We start from the raw sequence: 20,966 nt of genomic DNA on the forward strand, positions 1-20,966 counted from the left end.
ATGGGTTTTATGGAAAAGGCATCTGATACATATGAAAAATTATATTACTCTCTGTGGGAGCTGGCAGGAAGATACAGTAACTTTATACAATTCCGGGTGATTGGAAGCAGTCATGATGAAAGGATGATCCCTATGCTGGAAATAGGAAAGGGAAGAAATGTACTGTTTTGCCTTGGATCTTTGGATGGCAGAGATCAGATCACCCCTGATATCCTGGTATACATGACAGAGGAATATGCAAAAGCCTATGAGTGTGGATGGCTTCTTGAGGATTTTTATGATGTCAGGAAACTTCTGGATCAGATCAGGCTATGCGTGATCCCGCTAGCCAATCCGGATGGTTATGAAATCTGCCGAAATAGTTTTTCTGTGATCCGAAATCCTATCTACAGGCAGATGCTGAAGATGCAGCAGATTCCCTGGGAAGAATACGGATGCAATGCAAGAGGGATGGATCTTTCCAGGAATTTTCCTACATCCGGGTACAAAAGGACAAGGGCTGGGCAGGAGCCGGCCAGCGAAAATGAAGTGAAGGCTTTGATCCGGATTTTTCAGGAATATCAGGGAGAAGGACTTCTCTCTTTTGGACAAGCCTGGCAAAGGATCCTGTACTATACAGGAAATATTAATGGCAGACAGATATATAAATGCCATAAAATTGCCAGAAATCTTCAACAGTGTACTGACAGAAGAAGAGTAAAAAAAGAACGGGCCTCCGGTTTGAAGATGGTTTACCATTTGGAAAAACAAAGCGCCATAGTCTCTGAAAATAAGGAAAGCAGATATTTTACCGCTGGCGCCCCGGAACCTTATTATCAGCAGATCACAGGACGGCCAGCCCTGCGTATAGAGATTGGAAAAACCTGGGGACAAGGACTGACCAGGGAAGAACTTTCAGAATGTACCAGGGATATCCGTATTCTTCCTTTGGAATATATTTTTTCTTATACAAGTGGATTGGTGTCTTAACCTTCTATTGATAAGATTCCTCAATAACTGTTTTTTTATAAATACAGTCTTGACGGGCTGTCCAAAATCAGGTATCTTAATAACAAGTTAGCACAGACTAACGATTGCAAGAATGATATGGACGGCCTGTCAAAAGAATATCAGATGGGAGATAATTTACACCAGCACGTTTGACGGTTCAGTCCTTTGTTTTTAATCTTGAGTTAGAAACGACTAATAAATATTTGCCTGCTAAAGGAGGACGCACATGAGTATTGTAATTATCGGTGGAAATGAAAGAATGGTATGTCAGTATACAGATATCTGCAAAGGATACGGATACAAAGCTAAGATTTTTCCAAAGGAGAACGGATCCATCCGTAAGAAGATCGGAAGTCCGGATCTGATGGTCCTTTTTACCAATACCGTATCCCACAAAATGGTATTAAGCGCTTCACAGGAAGCCAAAAAGAACAATATTCCTGTTGCCCGGATCCATACTAGCAGTGCAAGTGCACTGAAAACAGCCCTTGACCAGCATTGCGTATTTGCTTAAATCGCGGTATTGTACAGATTGGATTTCATGCTGCCAAACAGCCCGGACAGCAATGGCTGGCGGTTGATTCGCCTGAATAAATGGTTCATACAACTGTTGATTCGCCCGAATAAATGGTAGACAAACTGCTGCGAATAGGATAAAATAAAATAATAAAAAGATACATGCAGCCCCAGAAGAGTCGTTTTTTGGGGTTGTTTTTCTGTTGTAATCATACATATGTGAAACGGGAGGAATTATGTTTAACGAAATTGATTTTACGAAAATAGATCTTACAGGACAGCCGCCGGCTGACGAAACCAAAAGACAGTATTACTTTATGGGAAAGATCAGGGAACTTCTTGCAAGGGAGAGTGCTGTTCTTGGCAGACCGGTAACATATTGTCTTCAGACCTTCGGCTGTCAGATGAATGAAAAGCAGTCTGAGGTTGTAGCAGGTATCATGGATGAGATGGGCTTTGACCGGAAAGAATCCGAAGATGCAGATATCGTGATCTACAATACCTGTACCGTCCGTGAGAATGCCAATCTGAAGGTATATGGCCGTCTTGGCAAGCTTCATAATCTGAAAAAACACAATCCTGATATGAAGATCATTTTATTTGGCTGCATGATGCAGGAACCGCATGTAGTAGATAAGATCAGGAACGATTATCCATTTGTTGATCTTGTATTTGGAACCCACAATATTTTCCGGTTTGCAGAGCTGTTCTATGAGATGAAAAACAGGGACAGCCAGCTGGTGGAGATCTGGGAAGGTACAGAACAGATCGTGGAGGAGCTGCCTACAGAGCGTAATTACTCTTTCAAATCCGGGGTGAATATTATGTTCGGCTGCAACAATTTCTGCAGCTATTGCATTGTTCCTTATGTACGCGGACGGGAGCGCAGCAGAGAGCCTGAGGCAATCGTAAATGAGGTGAAGTCTCTGGTGGCAGATGGGGTGACAGAGGTGATGCTTTTAGGACAGAATGTAAATTCCTATGGCAAAACTCTGGAGCATCCTGTAACCTTTGCGCAGCTTCTTCAGATGGTAGAAGCTGTTCCTGGCCTTCATAGGATCCGGTTCATGACTTCCCATCCAAAGGATCTGTCTGACGAACTGATCGAATATATGGGGAAAAGCAAGAAGGTATGCCATCATCTTCATCTTCCTATGCAGTCTGGCAGCAGCCGGATCCTGAAGCTGATGAACCGCCGTTATGATAAAGAAAAATATCTGGAGCTTGTACAGAAGATCCGGGGGGCGGTGCCGGATATTTCCCTGACTACCGATATTATTGTAGGATTCCCAGGTGAGACAGAAGAAGACTTCCTGGAAACACTGGATGTGGTTGATAAATCTAATTTTGATACAGCTTTTACATTTATTTATTCCAAGCGAAGCGGTACACCTGCTGCCAAAATGGAGGATCAGGTACCGGAGGACGTGGTGAAAGACCGTTTTGACCGTCTTCTTTCCCTTGTCCAGGAAAAGGGCAGGATGGTATCTTCCAGATTCCAGGGCACTGTGCAGGAAGTGCTGGTTGAGACAGAAAGTAAAGAAAAAGGGATCTTTACAGGAAGGACCCAATACAATCTTCTTGTACATTTTCCAGGAACTTCGGATATGCTTGGCAAATATATCCAGGTACGTCTGGATACCTGCAAAGGATTTTACTATCTGGGAACTGCAGTGACAGAACAGGAGTGATATGCACATGAATGATATGAGACGGCTGCTGAAATATATGGGATCATATAAGAAGGATATGGTGCTTGGCGGGGTACTTGTATTGATCGAAACCTGTTTTGAACTGTTTATCCCTATTATGATCGCAGACCTGATCGATACAGGTGTGGCTAATCATGATATCCATTATATTTATATAAAAGGCATACAGATGATCCTGTGTGCCGGAGCAGCCCTTTTTACCGGGCTTTTGTATGCCCGTTATGCAGCCAGGGCTGCTTATGGATGGGGAGCAAAGCTGCGTGAAGCCGAATATGCAAAGGTGCAGCAATATGCTTTTTCCAATCTGGATCACTTTGCAGCCTCATCTCTTGTAACAAGGATGACAACAGACATTACTGTGATCCAAAATATGGTATGCGCAGGCTTCAGGCCGGTGACAAGGGGCCCCTCTCTTCTGGTGATGGGGGTTCTTCTGTCTTTTTGGATGAATGCCAGGCTTGCCATTGTTTTTCTTGTATGTATTCCTGTACTGGCTTTGATCCTGTACTGGATCGTCTCTAAGGTAGCGCCTATGTATACCAGGCTTCAGCAGATCATGGACCGACTGAACCATGTAGTCCAGGAGGGGCTTACAGGCATTCGGGCAGTAAAGGCTTTTGTTCGGGATGAATACGAAGAGGATAAGTTTGCAAAGGTTAATACAGACCTTACAGCTTCCAGCGAAAAGACTTTTCATTATGCAGTTTTGAACCTGCCCGCTTTTCAGGCTGTGATGTACCTTGCGATTGTACTGATCATGTGGTTTGGAGGCAATATGATCCTTACATCAGGGCTGAAAGTAGGAGATCTTACCGGATTTTTAAGCTATGTGATGCAGGTGATGAATTCTCTTATGATGATCGCCAATGTGTTTCTTTTGCTTACCAGATCTCTGGCCAGCGCTCATCGTATTGTAGAAGTTCTGGATGAAAGAATCATCCTGGCATCACCCCAAAACGGCCGGAAGGAAGTGCCTGACGGCAGAATTGACTTTGAGGATGTATCCTTTAAATACCATGAAAATGCAAAGGAATATGCATTATCGAAGGTGGTTCTTCATATCCTGCCGGGACAGACGGTAGGGATCCTTGGAGGTACCGGAGCATCCAAAACAACTTTGGTACAGCTGATCCCCAGACTGTATGATACAACCTGCGGAAGTATAAAGGTAGGCGGTCATGATGTGCGGGAATATGATCTGGCTGCACTTCGCAGGGCGGTAGGTATTATTCTTCAAAAAAATATATTGTTTTCCGGCACTGTGAGAGAAAATCTTCTTTGGGGGAATCCGGATGCTTCTGATGAGGAGGTCTGGAATGCCTGCAAAGCAGCCTGTGCAGATGAATTCCTGGAAAAGCTTCCGGATGGTCTGGATACCATGCTGGAGCAGGGCGGAGGAAACCTGTCAGGAGGGCAGAAGCAAAGACTTTGTATTGCCAGAGCCTTACTTGGAAAGCCACGGATATTGATTTTTGATGACTCCACCAGCGCAGTGGATACTGCCACAGAAAGGAAGATCCGTGAAGCGCTTGCCGGATATCCGCACATTACAAAGATCATTATTGCCCAGCGGATCACATCGGTTATGAATACAGATCAGATCATTATCATGGATGACGGCAGGATCCATGCCATCGGAACCCACACGCAGCTTCTTGCTAATGATTCGATTTACCAGGAGATTTATGCTTCGCAGATGAAGGGAGGGGACGAAGATGGCTTCCAGACAGTATAGTGGGAAGAAACCCCAGAACCTTAAGAAAACGCTGGCATTTTTTCTTTCTTATATAGGCAGGCACAGACTGATCTTCCTTGCTGTGGCAGTTATGGTTGCTATCAGTGCCATTGCAAATCTGGCAGGTACTTACATGATCCGGCCCATTGTCAATCATCTGGCAGATGGAGATATACATTCCCTATTGATGGGAGTATTATTGGCTGCCGGGATTTTTGCCACAGGAGCCTTTTCTGCCTGGGGATACACACAGACTATGGTAAAGGCTTCTCAAAAGGTGCTGTATGATATCCGGAAAGATCTTTTTGAACATATCCAGACACTTCCGCTAAGATTCTTTGATACTCATGGCCACGGAGATATTATGAGTCTTTTTACAAATGACATCGATACTATTTCCGAGGCTTTAAATAACAGCTTTGCCATGGCCATCCAAAGCTTTATCCAGATGGTGGGCACTTTGACTGTACTTTATATCCTGAACTGGAGGCTGTCTTTGATCGTAACTGCCTGCTATGGAATCATGTTCTGGTATATAAGGTTCAGTGGGAAGAAAAGTAAAGCATACTATGCCGCACAGCAGCAAAGTCTGGGGCAGTTGGACGGTTTTATTGAAGAAATGATCACCGGACAGAAAGTGATCAAAGTATTCAATCATGAAGAAGCAAGCTTTAAGGATTTTTGTAAGAAAAACGAGGAGCTTCGCCAGGCTGGTACAGGTGCACAAGGGTATGCGGCAACCATGGTTCCTGTGGTAGTGACTATTTCCTATATTAATTGTGCTATTGTGGCAGTGCTTGGAGGACTTCTGGCTCTTCAGGGAAAGACGGACATGGGCAGTCTTGCCAGCTATCTTGTATTTGTGAGACAGGCGGCCCTTCCTATTAACCAGTTTACACAGCAAAGTAATTTTATCTTGTCTGCACTTGCTGGTCTGGAGCGGGTGTTCCAGGTGATGGAATTAAAGCCTGAGATTGATGAAGGAACTGCCCGGCTGGTAAGGGTACGTCAGGAAAAGGACCAGATCATCCAGTGTAAGGAAGCTACCGGAAAATGGGCCTGGCGCACAGCAGATGGCAGCCTGATCCCTCTTTGCGGGGATGTGCGGTTTGAACATGTGGATTTTGGATATATAAACGGTCGATCGATCCTGAAGGATATCAGCCTGTATGCAAAGCCGGGGCAGAAAATTGCTTTTGTAGGCTCTACAGGAGCAGGAAAAACTACCATCACCAATCTGATCAACCGCTTTTATGAGGTGCAAAAAGGCAGGGTGGTATATGACGGATTAGATGTAAGACAGATCAAAAAAGCAGATCTGCGCCATTCTCTTGGCATCGTTCTTCAGGACACCCATCTGTTTACAGGCACAGTAGCAGACAATATCCGTTTTGGAAAACTGGATGCAACCATGGAAGAAGTTAAAAAAGCAGCCAGGATCGCAAATGCAGATTCTTTTATCCGCCGTCTGCCGGATGGATATGATACGATGATCACTGCAGATGGAGCCAAGCTTTCCCAGGGACAGCGGCAGCTTCTGGCAATTGCCAGGGCAGCTGTGGCAGACCCGCCGGTGCTGATCCTGGATGAGGCAACCTCCTCAGTAGATACCCGTACAGAAGCACTGATTGAGAAGGGGATGGATCAGCTGATGGAAGGGCGGACAGTATTTGTGATCGCTCATCGCTTAAGCACAGTACGCAATGCCAATGCCATTATAGTACTGGAGCATGGTGAGATTGCTGAAAGGGGAGACCATGAGGATCTTCTGAAACAAAAGGGAAAATATTACCAGCTATATCATGGAATGTTTGAGCTTAGCTGAAATGGGGGATAATAGTAAGATGAGTAACAGTAAGAAGTACGAGATCGATATGTGTAATGGCACGATCATGGATAAATTGATCACTTTTGCCGTTCCGCTTATGCTGTCAGGTATCCTGCAGCTGATGTTCAATGCGGTAGACATTATTGTGGTAGGAAGATTCAGCGGCAGCCAGGCTTTGGCTGCGGTAGGTTCTACCACAGCATTGATCAGTGTATTTACAAATCTTTTTATAGGGGTTTCCCTTGGGGCAAACGTACTGGCTGCAAGATTCTATGCAGCTGGAAAGCATAAGGAAATGTCAGAAACTGTGCACACAGCCATAACACTTGCTCTGGTAAGCGGTATTGTAATGGCTGTGATCGGTTTCATCATGACAAGACCTGCACTTGAATTAATGGGTACACCGGATGATGTAATCGGGCAGTCCGTGTTGTATATGAGGATCTATTTCCTTGGAATGCCTTTTTTTATGCTGTACAATTATGGGGCTGCCATTCTTCGTGCAGTAGGGGATACCAAGCGTCCCCTGATTTTCCTGATCATTTCCGGCCTTACCAATGCAGTGCTGAACATGATCCTTGTGATCTGCTTCCATCTGGATGTAGCAGGTGTAGCCATTGCTACGGTAGTTTCCCAGATGATTTCCTGTATACTGGTGCTACGGTGCCTATGTCATACAGATGGCAGTTATCAGCTTAAGTTATCCAAGCTGACCATGAAGGGCTTTTATCTGAAACAGATTTTCCAGGTAGGGATTCCTGCCGGAATCCAAAGCACAGTGATCAATCTGTCCAATGCACTGCTTCAATCTTCTGTAAATTCCTTTGGTTCCATTGCCATGGCAGGGTATACGGCAGCCAATAATATTTTTGGCTTCCTGTATGTATCGGTTAATTCAGTGACCCAGTCCTGTATGAGTTTTACCAGTCAGAATTATGGAGTAGGGAAATATAAGCGAATGGATAAGGTGCTTGTAGACTGCATGATTCTTTCTGCCGGTTTTTCTCTTGTTTTAGGCTGCGGTGCTTATTTCTTTGGCCCTCAGATCCTGAAGATCTATACAGATGATCCCCAGGTGATCCAGTGCGGTATGGAGATCATGGCTTATACCACAATCCCTTATTTCCTTTGCGGTATGATGGATCTGTTTCCAGGTGCCCTGCGTGGTATGGGCCACTCTGCAGTACCCATGATCCTGTCTGTGATCGGTACGGTTGGAATGAGGATCCTTTGGGTTTTCGGGCTTTTCCCTTCCCACAGATCTCTTCGGTTCCTGTTTATTTCTTATCCTGCATCCTGGACCGTTACCATTTTACTTCAGGTGGTGTGCTTCTATTTCGTCCGCAGAAAAGTACACAGGATGAAACAGCCTGCATTATAAACGTACTTTCAGCTCTCGGAAGCTGAAGACAAAATAAAGGACTTCCGCAACAGAAGTAATAGACCAGGAGAAGAAATAAAGAAGATACAGGGATGGGATCGTGTGAAAATGTGCGAACACTGTGTAGATCCACACAATACGGAACACACAGGAGCCAAGGATCACAACAACCGTTGGTACCACACTTTTCCCGATCCCTCTGGAAGCTGCAATGGAGCAGTCCATAAAGGCACTGATGCAGTAGGAGAGTGCCATGATTCGTATCCTTTCCATTCCTGCGTCAATAACCGCCTGCTTTGTGGCAAATCTCCAGGATCTGGGCCAGCATTAAAGGAACGCTGAATAAAAAGATATTTTTCCATAACGAACCGGACGTCATATGAATGGCACCGGTTTTTATTTTTTCATTGGTTGCTTCCATTTTCAAATCCCCTCATCACAAAAAAACTTGCTTACAGGCTTTACTTTGCATTTGCACTCCTGTAAGCATTGTAATCATACGATACTATTATTGAGAAAAAATGTAAAGGATAATAATGAAAAAGATGTGTAAATTTCCTTGACAAAATACCCTAACGGGGTATATAGTGATTTCAAAATGAGGAATACCCATACGGGGTATGTGAAGAAAGGAGAGAATGCCATGACTGAAAAGAAAAACTGCTGCTGCAGCGAAAAGCATACAGACCGATCCCAAGAGGAGCGTAAGAAGCTGATCAACCGGCTGAAGCGTATTGAAGGACAGATCCGGGGTATCATCGGTATGCTTGAGAATGATGCCTACTGTAATGATATCCTGATCCAGTCTGCTGCTGTGAATGCAGCTGTGAATTCTTTTAACAAAGAACTGCTTGCCAATCACATCCGCACCTGTGTGGCCAGGGATATCCGTCAGGGGAAGGATGAGACCATTGATGAGCTTGTGGCAACTCTTCAGAAGCTTATGAAATAGATGTATAGTTATGTGGCGGTCAGGCCACATGTCCGTTTACCAGGAGGAATGAAGATGGACCAATATAATGTAACAGGGATGAGCTGTGCAGCCTGCAGCGCCAGGGTCGAAAAGGCAGTATCCAAAGTTCCGGGTGTTACTGCCTGCACTGTCAGTCTGCTGACCAATTCCATGGGTGTGGAAGGGACTGCATCTCCGGATGAGATCATTTCGGCAGTAACTGCTGCAGGTTATGGAGCATCCTTAAAAGGAAACAAAAGCAATACGGTTTCTCAGTCAGAAGCGGAAGAAGCACTGGAGGATCATGAAACACCGACATTAAAACGCCGCCTGATTGCATCGGCAGGATTTTTACTTGTGCTAATGTATTTTTCCATGGGACATATGATGTGGGGATGGCCTCTGCCTGCATGGTTTAAGGATAATCATGTGGCTATGGGACTGGTACAGATGATCCTGGCTGCCATTGTTATGGTGATCAATCAGAAGTTTTTTATTAATGGTTTTAAAAGCTTATGGCACCGTTCCCCCAACATGGATACTTTGGTTGCATTAGGCTCCATGGCATCCTTTGTATGGAGCGTATATGCACTGTTTGCCATGACCCGTGCACAGGTGGATGGAGATATGGCAGCAGTGATGAATTATATGATGGAATTCTATTTTGAATCTGCAGCCATGATCCTTACCTTGATCACGGTAGGAAAAATGCTGGAAGCACGTTCCAAGGGGAAGACCACAGATGCGCTGAAAAGCCTGATGAAGCTGGCTCCCAAAACTGCTTCCGTTGAAAGAGATGGTAAAGAGGTTTCTGTTCCTGTGGAACAGGTGCAGAAAGGGGATGTATTCCTTGTACGTCCAGGGGAGAATATTCCGGTTGACGGCGTGATACTGGAAGGAAACAGTGCTGTAAATGAATCTGCTCTTACAGGAGAAAGCATTCCTGTAGACAAGGCTGCTGGCGACCAGGTGTCAGCTGGTACAGTGAACCAGTCCGGATTTATCAAATGTACAGCGTCCCGTGTAGGAGAGGATACCACACTTTCCCAGATCATCAAAATGGTCAGTGATGCAGCTGCAACAAAAGCTCCCATTGCAAAGATCGCAGATAAGGTGTCTGGTATTTTTGTGCCGACAGTGATCACGATTGCAGTGATCACCACTTTGGTCTGGCTGCTTACCGGACATGATTTTGGCTATGCCCTTGCAAGAGGGATTTCCGTTCTTGTGATCAGCTGCCCCTGCGCTCTTGGCCTGGCAACTCCGGTAGCTATTATGGTTGGGAATGGCATGGGTGCCAAAAACGGTATTTTGTTTAAAACAGCTGTTTCCCTGGAAGAGGCCGGAAAGGTACAGATCGTTGTCCTTGACAAAACAGGCACCATCACCAGCGGTCAGCCTGAGGTAACGGATGTACTGCCAGCTCCTGGAGTTGACAAAGAGGAGCTGCTTCAGTATGCTTATACATTAGAGAGCAGGAGTGAGCATCCGCTGGCAAGAGCCATTTTAACAAAAGGAAAAGAAATGGATCTGGAGCTTCTTAAGATTTCTGATTTCATGGCACTTCCAGGCAACGGACTTACAGGTACTGTAAATCACAGAGCAATGGCAGGCGGAAGTCTTGCATTTGTTTCTTCAAAGACCCGGATGCCAGATTCTTTTACCGTACAGGCAAAGACACTGGCAGACGCAGGCAAAACACCGCTGCTCTTTATGAGGGATGGAAAGCTGCTTGGTATCATTGCTGTGGCAGATGTGATCAAGAAGGACAGCCCTCAGGCGGTTCGGGAGCTGCAGGCTATGGGGATCCGGGTAGTTATGCTTACCGGTGATAATGAACGTACAGCCAAAGCAATCGGTGCACAGGCCGGTGTGGACCAGGTGATCGCAGGAGTACTTCCTGATGGTAAAGAAAGTGTGATCCGTAAGCTGAAAGAAAAGGGCAAGGTTGCCATGGTAGGTGATGGCATCAATGATGCGCCTGCACTTACAAGAGCAGATTTGGGGATTGCTATTGGAGCAGGTACCGACATAGCTATTGATGCTGCTGATGTGGTCCTGATGAAGAGTCGCCTAAGTGATGTGCCGGCTGCAGTAAGGCTGAGCCGAGCCACCCTTCGGAACATCCACGAGAACCTGTTCTGGGCATTTTTCTACAATGTGATCGGTATTCCTCTTGCTGCCGGTGTATGGATCCCGCTGTTTGGCTGGACTTTAAACCCTATGTTCGGTGCAGCGGCCATGAGTCTGTCCAGCTTCTGCGTTGTCACCAATGCGCTGCGGCTGAACCTGTTTAGGATTCATGATGCAGGGAAGGATAAAAAGATCCATCCGGTGGATCTTGATTACATGGTCACAGGGGATCATGAAATCAATAATTATGAAATCAATAATTATGAAATCAATAATCATGAAATCAGCAATAATGAAACATGCAATCATGACGAATGTAATCATGAAGCATGTAATCATAAAATAAACAATCATAACGAAAAGGAGAAGAAAAACATGGTAACAATCACTGTAAACGTAGAGGGAATGATGTGCGGACACTGCGAGGCACATGTAAATCAGGCAATCAAAAATGCATTCCAGGTAGAAGACGTGGTATCTTCTCACGAGAAGAACACCACAGTGATCACTGCAAAGGAGCATTTGGATGAAGACAAGATCCGTCAGGTGATCAAAGATGCCGGTTATGAAGTGACAGGGATCCAGGAAGCATGAATGAGTTATTTGAACTGATTGAAAAGAAGATCAAAGACTCCGGTTATCCACGTGCTATCAGAGGAGAAGATGTGTATGAAGACATCTGCGACCAGATCGAGGGAAAAGAGAACGGAAGTTACATCCTTCTTTCCAAATTTGAGGATGATGTGATCTTTGAGTATCACATCACTATAAGAGACCAGGACTTTAACCTTGGGATTTTGACAATGAGAACACCGGAAGGTGTATTTGAAACAGATTTTGATGCCTGATGTGAGCTGCCGTACTGATTTTCAGTACGGCAGTTTTTGTATAATTCACATAGAACTATCCAAAAGGATAGTTCCTTAACTGACTTTTTTCTGGTAAAATTATACTATCATAATTGGAAAAGGCCAAAGGAGGGGGATATGAATACAAGCGTCCGATTGATCAATGACAATTACATAAGTCCGGAGACTGCAGTCCGTAAGTTCAGATCTGCCCGTAAATTCCGAACACCATTGTATCTTTACGGAGTGACCGGCATTGGGAAGACTTCTCTGGTTATGAATAACCTTAACATGAAACGCTGCACCTATTACAGCGCTGCTGATACTGCTGCAGAGATGGTAGAGATAAAGGAATATGAAGGAGAGCGCACGGTGATCCTGGATGATCTTCACTGTGTAACAGACAGTGCGCAAAGAGAACTTTTCTCTGCTAAGATCCGTCAGTTACTGGATCAGGATAATGTTTGGCTGATTTTGATCGGAAGATGTCCCTTTCCCAGATGGCTGCTGGGACTACGGACGAAATACATGTTTGTAGAGATCCCGGAGAAGGATTTTCTTCTCACATTAGAACAGCAGAAAATATATACAGAGCGCGCCGGACTGGTTTTCTCAGAGGAAGAGCACCGGAAGATCTGGCAAGTAGGACGGGGCATTCCCATGTCTTTAGTGTTTTTTGTTATGGAAAAAGGAGATCTGGAGCGTACCAAGAAACGTGTCTGGGATTTTCTGGAAACCCAGGTATATGACCAGTGGGACACGGAATTACAGGATTTCTTCATGGATGTTTCTATTACAGAGTCTTTTACTTTGCAGCTGGCTGCCATGCTTACAGGGAGAAATGATGTAGAGCAGTTGATTGCAGAAGCAGAGCTTACCGGCAATTTTTTTGATATCAGCGGGACAGATGGTATTTGGAAATGCAGATGGGAAATGCGTGTTTCCATGCAGCAGAGGCTTCACAGGAAACGGACCCCGGACCAGATCGAACGGCTGTATTATACGGCAGGTCTGTATTACGAACTTGCAGGCAGGATTCCTGAAGCCCTTGCGATGTACGAAAAATATCAGGATATGGATAGTATTTCCAGACTGCTTATTTCCAACGCAAGAAAGAATCCTTCCAGTGGACACTATTTTGAACTTCGCAAATATTATCTGGCTCTTCCTCATCGGATCGTGGCAGACAGCCCTGTTTTGATGGCAGGACTTAGTCTTTTGCATTCCATGCTGCTGAATATAGATGAGAGTGAACGCTGGTATCATGAACTGGAGGCATATGCCCAGAAGCATTCCGGCAGCTCCGGCAAAGAGGCAAGGGACCGGCTTCTTTACCTGAAGATCGGACTGCCCCACACAGGAACTGTGAAGATGATCGATCTTCTCAAGAATGCAGATATTCTGCTGCGTAACCGGCAAGCTATATTGCCGGAGCTTGCCGTTACCAGTAATCTTCCTTCCATTATGAATGGGGGCAAGGATTTTTGCGAATGGAGCAAACGGGACAGAGAACTGGCAGCAAGCATAGGAAAGCCTGTGTCTTTTGTTCTTGGCAAATATGGAAAGGGCCTGGTGCCCCTGGCTTTGGCAGAAAGCTATCTGGAAAAAGGAGGCGATACCTTTGAGATATTTTCCTGCGCTGAAAAAGGCAGGATGGAAGCTGATAGCAGCGGGAAGATGGAACTTGTATTTGTAGGAAGCGGTATATTGGCCTGGCTGTCCGTTTTAAAAAACGATGCTGCTGGCGCCAGGACCACGTTATTAAGCCTGCGGGAGCGGGCTGAACAAGAAGCACCGAATCTTCTTGAAAATCTGGATACGTTTCTTTGCAGGATTGGCTTGTATCAAGGGGAAGATGTATCTGCATGGATGAAGACTGCACCGGATGAAAAAAAGGAATTCTATACAATGGATCGGTTCCGGTACCTGACGAAGGTGCGGGTTTATATCCGGATGGGCAGATTTGAGGCAGCATATTGTCTTCTGCAGCAGCTTTTGTACTATGCTGTTATGATGAAGCGTACATATATCCATATGGAGGCGCAGCTTCTGTTAGCTATCGTACAATATCAGACAGGACAGACCGGATGGAAGGATACATTCCAATGGTGCATTACACAGGCTGAGGAATATCATTTTGTACGGATCTTCAGCAGAGAGGGCTCTCTTGTTTATCCGCTTTTCGGAAAGGAAAAGTTCATCTGGAAAGATACAGCTTACAAGAAGCAGGTGCTGTCAGAGTGTAAACAGATGGCTGAGAATTATCCTTCTTACCTGCAAGGCGATGAAGAAACACATATTGTATTAAGCAGCAATGCTACCCGTATTCTGAAATTACAGGAAGAAGGTCTTTCAGCTTCGGAGATTGCAACTATGCTGAAGCTTTCCGAAGCCACGGTGAAATATCATAATAAGGAGACATACCGGAAGCTGGGTGTGAAAAACAAAACCGCAGCAATTGCAGAAGCAAAAAAAAGAAAGCTGATCTAGTACAGTAAAAATTAAGGCAAGCCAATATGGTGGTTACTTAATATTCACTGTACCAGGCAACAATAAAAGCAGTAATAAAAGCAGCAATAAAAGCTATATTATTACCAGAGGGAGGACAACCAATATGAAAAAAAGGAAAATTGCATGGATCCTGGCCATGGCTATGACGGCTACAAGCATTGACAGCACCGCTTTAATGGCGGGTGCCACAGAGCTTGCCACCACAGAGCAGGAAGGCCTGACCCAGGATACTGACCAGGTGTTTGATGTGCCGGATGAAGATTCTCAGGCAGCAGAGCAGGTTACGGAAGCAGACAATGCAGATCCGGATCTTTCCTTTTACGATGTGGAAAGCGACAGCACATACGTAGAAGATGAGGGAGAGCAGCTTTTTTCGTCAGGAGAGAGCATGGCAGAGTCTGAAGAAGTATTTCAGGATGTATATGATGGGGATGCTTCTAATGCGGACAGTAGCTCAGGTACTACCATAACCTATCCGGGTTTCTGTACGCAGATCAATACCAGTATGGATTTTACAGCAGAGATCAAATCAGAAGGAGAGGAAGCCTGGTTTCATTTCACGCCCGAGGAAGATGGCAAATACGTTTTCATGACCGATGAGAATACTGCTTTTGCCAGAACCCATGCCAATTTATGCGAGGACGTAGAACAACAGGAAAAGCCTCTTTTGAAAGAGGATGAAATATCCGGAAATTGGTCACATCTTTCCAGGATCACCTGTGATCTGGTAGGTGGTAAACAGTATTTATTCCGTACCTGGCTTGATTATGGCAAAGGAAGCTACAAAGTAAGAGTTGTTAAGTACTCTGAAGATTATGATATTATCTCTGTTACTTTAAATGCAGAGAACGCCCGGAAGCAATATGTGCAGTGTTCTGAATATGTATATGCAGCCGGGGCTCAGCTTACATTTAATTATCAGAAAGCACCTTCACAGACAGTTACCGTTACAGCGAGAAATGCATTCCCTATGGACACTTATGGACATAAGGCCGGATATTTGTACTATGACAGCGAAGGGAATCCATCTGGCAGCGCTGGTTCTGCTATGATGAAAGCAGGAACCTACAAAGTCAGATTTGAAGTGGAAGGCTACACTCCTGCTGATCCGAATTCCTTATCTTATGAGTTTACTGCAGGGGATCCATGGACGGATATCAATGAAGGCACCACAGCAGTGAAACGGGTTCACTCTCAGGATGATGCCCTGTGGTACAAATTTATTCCAACCAAAAGCGGAACCTATGCCTTTGATTCCCCAGGATGGATGCAGGTGAGAGACAAGGATGCTAATTGTGCTAAAATATCTTCCATATCCGAAAAATGGGGTGAGTATTCCGGCGTTTTTCAGTATCGGAGACAATATATACTTGATCAGGACCAGGTTTATTATGTGCGTTTCTACAGTATGGATGAGGATCAGGGCGAAACTGCTGATGTAACCATTAAAAGAATCCCCAATGTTGAAAAGATCCAGATCACCAGCACACTGGGGGAAGCGATTGCCGGTCTTGAAAGCTACACAGAAGCAAAGATTTTGGTTTCATTTGACAATGGAAATTCAAAAGAAGGCACATTAACATTTGGCTCTACCGTTATCCGGATTGATGAGATGGTCTTTGAACCTTATCTGATCGCTAAAGACAATACTGAGTATGAATTATTAGACGTTCTGCCTGCCGGAGATTATCAGCTGATATTCAGGAGCGGTAGTGTTTCCAGTGATCCTGTTCCCTTTGCAGTAAAAGAAATCACCAATTCTGTTCTTTACAAGGGCGCTATTGACTGTGGAAGAGGGATTTCTGTTGTTTCTCCATATGTCCAGCATGCCTTTTACAGCTTTACAGCACCGGAAACAGACAGATATAGTATTTCTGATATTACGTCCCAATACTATGACATTTATAAGAAAACCGACAGCGGCTATCAGTCAGTAAAATATGAAAACATCCAGGTTTTGAATGCAGGCGATACAATCCTTTTTAAATTTTACGGTGGAGGAGACCAGGGAGAAAATGCGTCCCTGAGCCTGCTTAGAAGACAGAATATTACAGCGATGTCTTTCCCTAGAAAAGAGTACACCCAGATTGAAGGTATTTATCCGGAAATCTGGATACCAGGTGATTTAAGCATAGACTACGCAGATGGCAGCCATGCTGAAATAGCTGTTCGTTTTGGTAAAACTTCAGTTGAAGATAATATGGGCAACACCATTGCTGTAGAATGGCTGCGTGAAGATGAAAACGGAAATTATATTCCATGGTCTGCACAGGAAGGTTCCGTTGCCGGAGAATATAAAGCCATCTTTACAGTAGGAACTGTCCGTGAAGAGATCAGGCTTTCCATCCTTTCCGTACAAAAAGATGCATCACGTCTGCCCCAGTTAAAAATGGGCCGTCAAAAGCTTCCATTGAATGAGGATGGCACTAATTATTATATCTTTATCCCGGAAACAGATGGACATTATTCCTTTAATTATTCAGACGGGCATGTAAATGCATCTATAGGGCTTTGGGATGAAGCGAATAATAAGCTAACATATATTGGGCTTTTGGCTGGTGACAGAGAACTGACAGGAGGAGTCAAGTATTTCATCTCATTCTATACCAATCAGGCGCAGGATTTTAATCTGTATATTTACAAACAGCCGGTGGCTACGTCTGTGGAAATTCTGCCTGGCTGGGAGAATGATAACAATGTTTTCATTCAGAATCTGGAGACAGTATATTTCGATAACCTTCGGGCCAAAGTGAAAATGGACGATGGAACAGAAGAGATCCTTTCTCTTGGAGAGACAGATCAGTACGATAATCGTCTTGATGGATGGCTTTATCTCCGGAAGGAAGATGGAACATTGGAAACCAGTCCGATTCCTTATGATAATAGGTGGTCTGTTTCTACAGGAGATTACATTCTTAAATTAGGCTATGGCAAGAAAATGTCAGAGCAGGGCATCCCTGTAAGAATTGTTTCTCTGAAGGATTCTGGTGCGCCTGTTCTTGAAACAGATCAGGTGCAGACAGGTTCTGCAGCTTCAAACCGTCTGTTATATCAGTTCACCCCAGGTGCTTCAGGTGTGTATGAACTGGAAGTGAATACAGATGCTTCGTTGACTGTGTATGATGAAAATGGTAAGTATTTAATCAATTCAAATAATGAAGCTTCTGATATGGCCTTTAACCTTGAAGCTGGTAAAACTTATTTCTTTAGTCTGTACGCAAATAATGAATATGGCCCGGATGTACAGCTGTGCATCAAAAAAAATGAGCTGCCTGTAAAGCTTGAAACAACATTGCTGGAGGATGTGACTTATATTCCAGGTATGGACAGCTATTCAGATGTAAGACTGCAGACAGTGGCTATATATGAAGATGGCCGAAGAGAAAAGGTAAAGGCGTATGATCAGATCGCCGGTTGCAATGTGTATTACAGTGTTTTGTCAGAATCAGGGAAAGAGATGGATTTTGATGAGACCATGAAAAAGGGTACTTATACAATCACACCGGTTCTTACGAAAGATAACCAAAATCTGCAGATAGCTGCTGCAGGTGTGCAGGTGAAAGCAGAAAAGCCGCAGGTTACAGAAACATTGATTCTCGAACAGTGGACAGATGTAAAAGAAACCTATCGTCACCTGTACCGATTCACTGCTGCTAAAGATGCTACTTATCAGATTCAGACAGAAGAGGGTGCTGACGCAAGCTTTTACCGGGAAATGAGCAGCCGGTTCAAGAAAAAAGGACAGACCTATCAGATGGATGAAGGGGAAAGCTGTATTGTTGCAGTCAGTGCCTACAAGGATTCCAGGATCCGCATAGTGGAAAAGTCTGGGGAGAATCCTGGACAGCCAGGTGCTGACGGAGAAATCACTTTAACAGATGGTTTTAGCCAGGAAGTTACCATAAAAGCTGGAGGTGAACAGATTTTTGTTTTCACTCCAACGGTCAGTGGGGATTACCGGATAAAATCAGAAGGTGGATCGGACACTAAGGTAGTGTTATATTCAGATGAGAATCAGCTTGGTGAGGACGATGACTCCGGGTCTGAATCTAATTTTTCATTGAAAGCTTCTCTTGAAGCCGGCAAGACCTATCGCTATATAGTTGACTTATATCACAAGGATGAAAGCGGAACCACTACTGTATGCTTCGGTTTTGTTCAGAATAAGGATATCCGCAAATTAGAGCTGGTATTGAAAGAGGGATTTTTTGACGCAAATATTACAATATTTACCAACCCTCTGAGGGCTTACAGTCTTAAGGTTACTTATCAGGATGGAAGCGAAAAAATACTAGAAGATGATTATTATGATCATACCCTGAAAGATGACTTTGGAAATGAGATCAAAGTGGTGGATTCATCCGAAATGGACGGCGATCCTGAGACGAATGAAGTGTTTTTTGTATATGATCTGATGTATAAGAAAGAGGATGGCAGGACCTGGAAGAGCAGCACAAACGGGAAAATACCTTGTGGGAGCATATCAGATATAGAGGCTCTTCAGATCGGCACCCCGAAAACAGCTTCGTTAAAGGCAGGCCAGGAATGTTTATACAGATTTACAGTTCCTGAGGATGGCAATTATTTTATTCATTTTGATTCCGGGAATGATGAGCTTTTCCTGAATACGGAGTTTGGTTCCTATTACACATATTTTCAACTGGGACAGTGGGATGTTCGTCTAAATCCCATCAGGAAAGACAATAGTGGACTTGTACCGCTGAAAAAGGGAGTTTCTTACCTTGTTTATCTTGGAAATCATGGTGAAGAGCCTGCCAATGCATTCTCATTCTATATAGCAAAGGCAGACGAACTAACATCTGTAGAGTTGAAAAAAGCTCCAGATAATCCTTTTGTATATCCAAATGCGGATGATAGTATTTCTCTTGATGGAATGGTGATCACTGCCCATTATGCAGATGGAAGCAGCAAAGATATTTTACAGGGTGAGACGGATCCGGCAGGCCGGTATGTACGTGTCCTGTACTGGAAATGGATCGGGAATGATACCCTTCGTGTTTTCTTTGCATTTGGCAGCTGCAGAAGCTTTGTTGACCTGAAAGCAGCTTCTACAGAACAGCTCCCGGTACTTAAAACCGGAGAAACCATCCAGGTGCCTGCAGCCGGCAACCAGCTCACTGCATTTCGATATACACCGGAGGAAAGCGGTTTTTATTCCTTTGATATGGATCAGGATGACTGGATCAAGGTTGTAGAAGAAGAAACAGGCAAAGAAGTGAGGGAGATTAATGGCTACTATTTGGAAGCCGGAAATTCCTATCAGGTTTATACGCGCACAAGGTATGGTGATGACACCATTACTGTACTGCGTGGTGTGTGCCAGTGGACAGAAGAGTCTGAGATCAGTGCTACCTGTACAACAGATGGCAGCATTACTTACAGATGTAACGTTCACAATCACACAAAAACCTATCAGACACAGGAAGCATATGGCCATACCTTTGGAGAATGGACCACTGTAAAGGAAGCAGGTTGTGAAACAGAAGGACAGCAGCAGCGCAGCTGTACAAGATGCCATACTGTTGAGACCAGAGCACTTCCGGCCAAGGGACAGCACAGTTTCGGAGAATGGATCACTGTAAAGGAAGCAGGCTGTGAAACAGAAGGACAGCAACAGCGCAGCTGCACAAGATGCCATATCGTTGAGACCAGAGCACTTCCGGCCAAGGGACAGCACAGTTTCGGAGAATGGATCACTACAAAAGATCCCACTGTTCTGGAGACAGGAGTAAAGGAGCGTATCTGCTCCCAGTGCAAAAAGAAAGAGTCAGCTTCTATAGAGAAACTGACAGGTACGATTTCACTGAGCGTGAAAGGCACTATCCCGCTGAAAGTAAAACAGTCCTACAAAGTGAAGGTTACCATGGGCAAGGGAGACAAAGTTGTTTCCTGGAAGTCCAGCAATGCAAAAGCTGTATCTGTGAAAAACGGAGTGATTAAAGGCCGAAAAGCAGGGAAAAAGGCTACCATCACTGTACTTCTTAAGAGTGGTAAAAAAGCAAGCTTTAACGTAAAAGTACAAAAAACCACGGTTCAGACCAAAAAGCTGACGGTTACAAATGCAGTGACAAAGAAAAAGGTTGGAAAGACGGTTACCCTGAAAAAAGGAAAAACCTTAAAGCTGGCAGCTGCAGCAGCACCTGTTACAAGTCAGCAGAAGATAACTTATACATCTTCTGATAAGAAGATCGCATCGGTTACAAAGAAAGGCCAGATCAAAGCCAGAAAGATAGGAAAGGTAACGATCACAGTCAAATCCGGTGCAAAAACATATCGAATCAAGATCAATGTAAAATAACCTGCAAAAGAAAGGGAAGAGGCTTCTGGCTTCTTCCCTTT

The 20,966-nt window shown here is 44.5% G+C and carries 13 protein-coding genes; 11 read left to right on the forward strand and 2 right to left on the reverse strand.

Annotated elements, in window-relative coordinates; all coding sequences use genetic code 11:
* Positions 1–9: 9 nt before the first annotated feature.
* From OCV61_RS05390 to OCV61_RS05415, 6 genes are all read left to right on the forward strand, one after another.
* A complete protein-coding gene (locus OCV61_RS05390; protein WP_262582698.1) occupies positions 10–969 on the forward strand; it encodes a M14 family zinc carboxypeptidase in 960 nt (319 codons plus the stop codon).
* Positions 970–1,216: 247 nt separating this feature from the next.
* The gene (locus OCV61_RS05395) at positions 1,217–1,504 is read left to right on the forward strand and encodes a DUF2325 domain-containing protein (RefSeq protein WP_158420935.1); all 288 of its coding nucleotides are present in this window, start codon (positions 1,217–1,219) and stop codon (positions 1,502–1,504) included.
* 238 nt (positions 1,505–1,742) lie between these two features.
* On the forward strand, positions 1,743–3,197 hold the full coding sequence (miaB, locus tag OCV61_RS05400) for a tRNA (N6-isopentenyl adenosine(37)-C2)-methylthiotransferase MiaB (RefSeq protein WP_158420936.1): 1,455 nt from the start codon (positions 1,743–1,745) through the stop codon (positions 3,195–3,197).
* A gap of 16 nt (positions 3,198–3,213) precedes the next feature.
* On the forward strand, positions 3,214–4,953 hold the full coding sequence (locus OCV61_RS05405) for an ABC transporter ATP-binding protein (RefSeq protein WP_334292246.1): 1,740 nt from the start codon (positions 3,214–3,216) through the stop codon (positions 4,951–4,953).
* Complete coding sequence (locus OCV61_RS05410; RefSeq protein WP_158420938.1) at positions 4,934–6,778, forward strand: ABC transporter ATP-binding protein; 1,845 nt, start codon at positions 4,934–4,936, stop codon at positions 6,776–6,778. The genes OCV61_RS05405 and OCV61_RS05410 overlap by 20 nt, the downstream gene beginning before the upstream one ends.
* A gap of 19 nt (positions 6,779–6,797) precedes the next feature.
* Positions 6,798–8,162 carry an MATE family efflux transporter gene (locus OCV61_RS05415; RefSeq protein WP_158420939.1) on the forward strand — a complete coding sequence of 455 codons (1,365 nt, stop codon included), beginning with the start codon at positions 6,798–6,800 and terminating at the stop codon, positions 8,160–8,162.
* Here the strand turns inward: OCV61_RS05415 and OCV61_RS05420 are convergent.
* Positions 8,157–8,435 (reverse strand): hypothetical protein, encoded by a 279-nt coding sequence (locus tag OCV61_RS05420; RefSeq protein ID WP_158420940.1) that lies wholly within the window; start codon positions 8,433–8,435, stop codon positions 8,157–8,159. The genes OCV61_RS05415 and OCV61_RS05420 overlap by 6 nt on opposite strands.
* A gap of 7 nt (positions 8,436–8,442) precedes the next feature.
* Positions 8,443–8,583 carry a hypothetical protein gene (locus OCV61_RS05425; RefSeq protein ID WP_262582699.1) on the reverse strand — a complete coding sequence of 47 codons (141 nt, stop codon included), beginning with the start codon at positions 8,581–8,583 and terminating at the stop codon, positions 8,443–8,445.
* A gap of 222 nt (positions 8,584–8,805) precedes the next feature.
* Here OCV61_RS05425 and OCV61_RS05430 point away from each other — a divergent pair, with 222 nt between their 5' ends.
* The 5 genes from OCV61_RS05430 (at position 8,806) to OCV61_RS05450 (ending at position 20,925) form a co-directional block, all read left to right on the forward strand.
* Positions 8,806–9,114: a metal-sensing transcriptional repressor gene (locus OCV61_RS05430; RefSeq protein ID WP_158420941.1), complete on the forward strand. Its 309-nt coding sequence runs from the start codon at positions 8,806–8,808 to the stop codon at positions 9,112–9,114.
* 54 nt (positions 9,115–9,168) lie between these two features.
* Positions 9,169–11,841 carry a heavy metal translocating P-type ATPase gene (locus OCV61_RS05435; protein WP_158420942.1) on the forward strand — a complete coding sequence of 891 codons (2,673 nt, stop codon included), beginning with the start codon at positions 9,169–9,171 and terminating at the stop codon, positions 11,839–11,841.
* Complete coding sequence (locus OCV61_RS05440; protein ID WP_158420943.1) at positions 11,838–12,095, forward strand: hypothetical protein; 258 nt, start codon at positions 11,838–11,840, stop codon at positions 12,093–12,095. Before OCV61_RS05435 ends, OCV61_RS05440 begins: the two co-directional genes overlap by 4 nt.
* A 138-nt stretch (positions 12,096–12,233) precedes the next feature.
* Positions 12,234–14,585: a LuxR C-terminal-related transcriptional regulator gene (locus OCV61_RS05445; protein ID WP_158420944.1), complete on the forward strand. Its 2,352-nt coding sequence runs from the start codon at positions 12,234–12,236 to the stop codon at positions 14,583–14,585.
* Between the two features lie 124 nt (positions 14,586–14,709).
* Entirely contained in the window at positions 14,710–20,925 is a 6,216-nt protein-coding gene (locus OCV61_RS05450; protein WP_158420945.1) for an Ig-like domain-containing protein, read from the forward strand.
* Positions 20,926–20,966 lie beyond the last annotated feature (41 nt).

Origin of the sequence: Blautia ammoniilytica, from assembly GCF_025566965.1 — a bacterium.
Taxonomy (GTDB): Bacteria; Bacillota; Clostridia; order Lachnospirales; family Lachnospiraceae; genus Blautia_A; species Blautia_A ammoniilytica.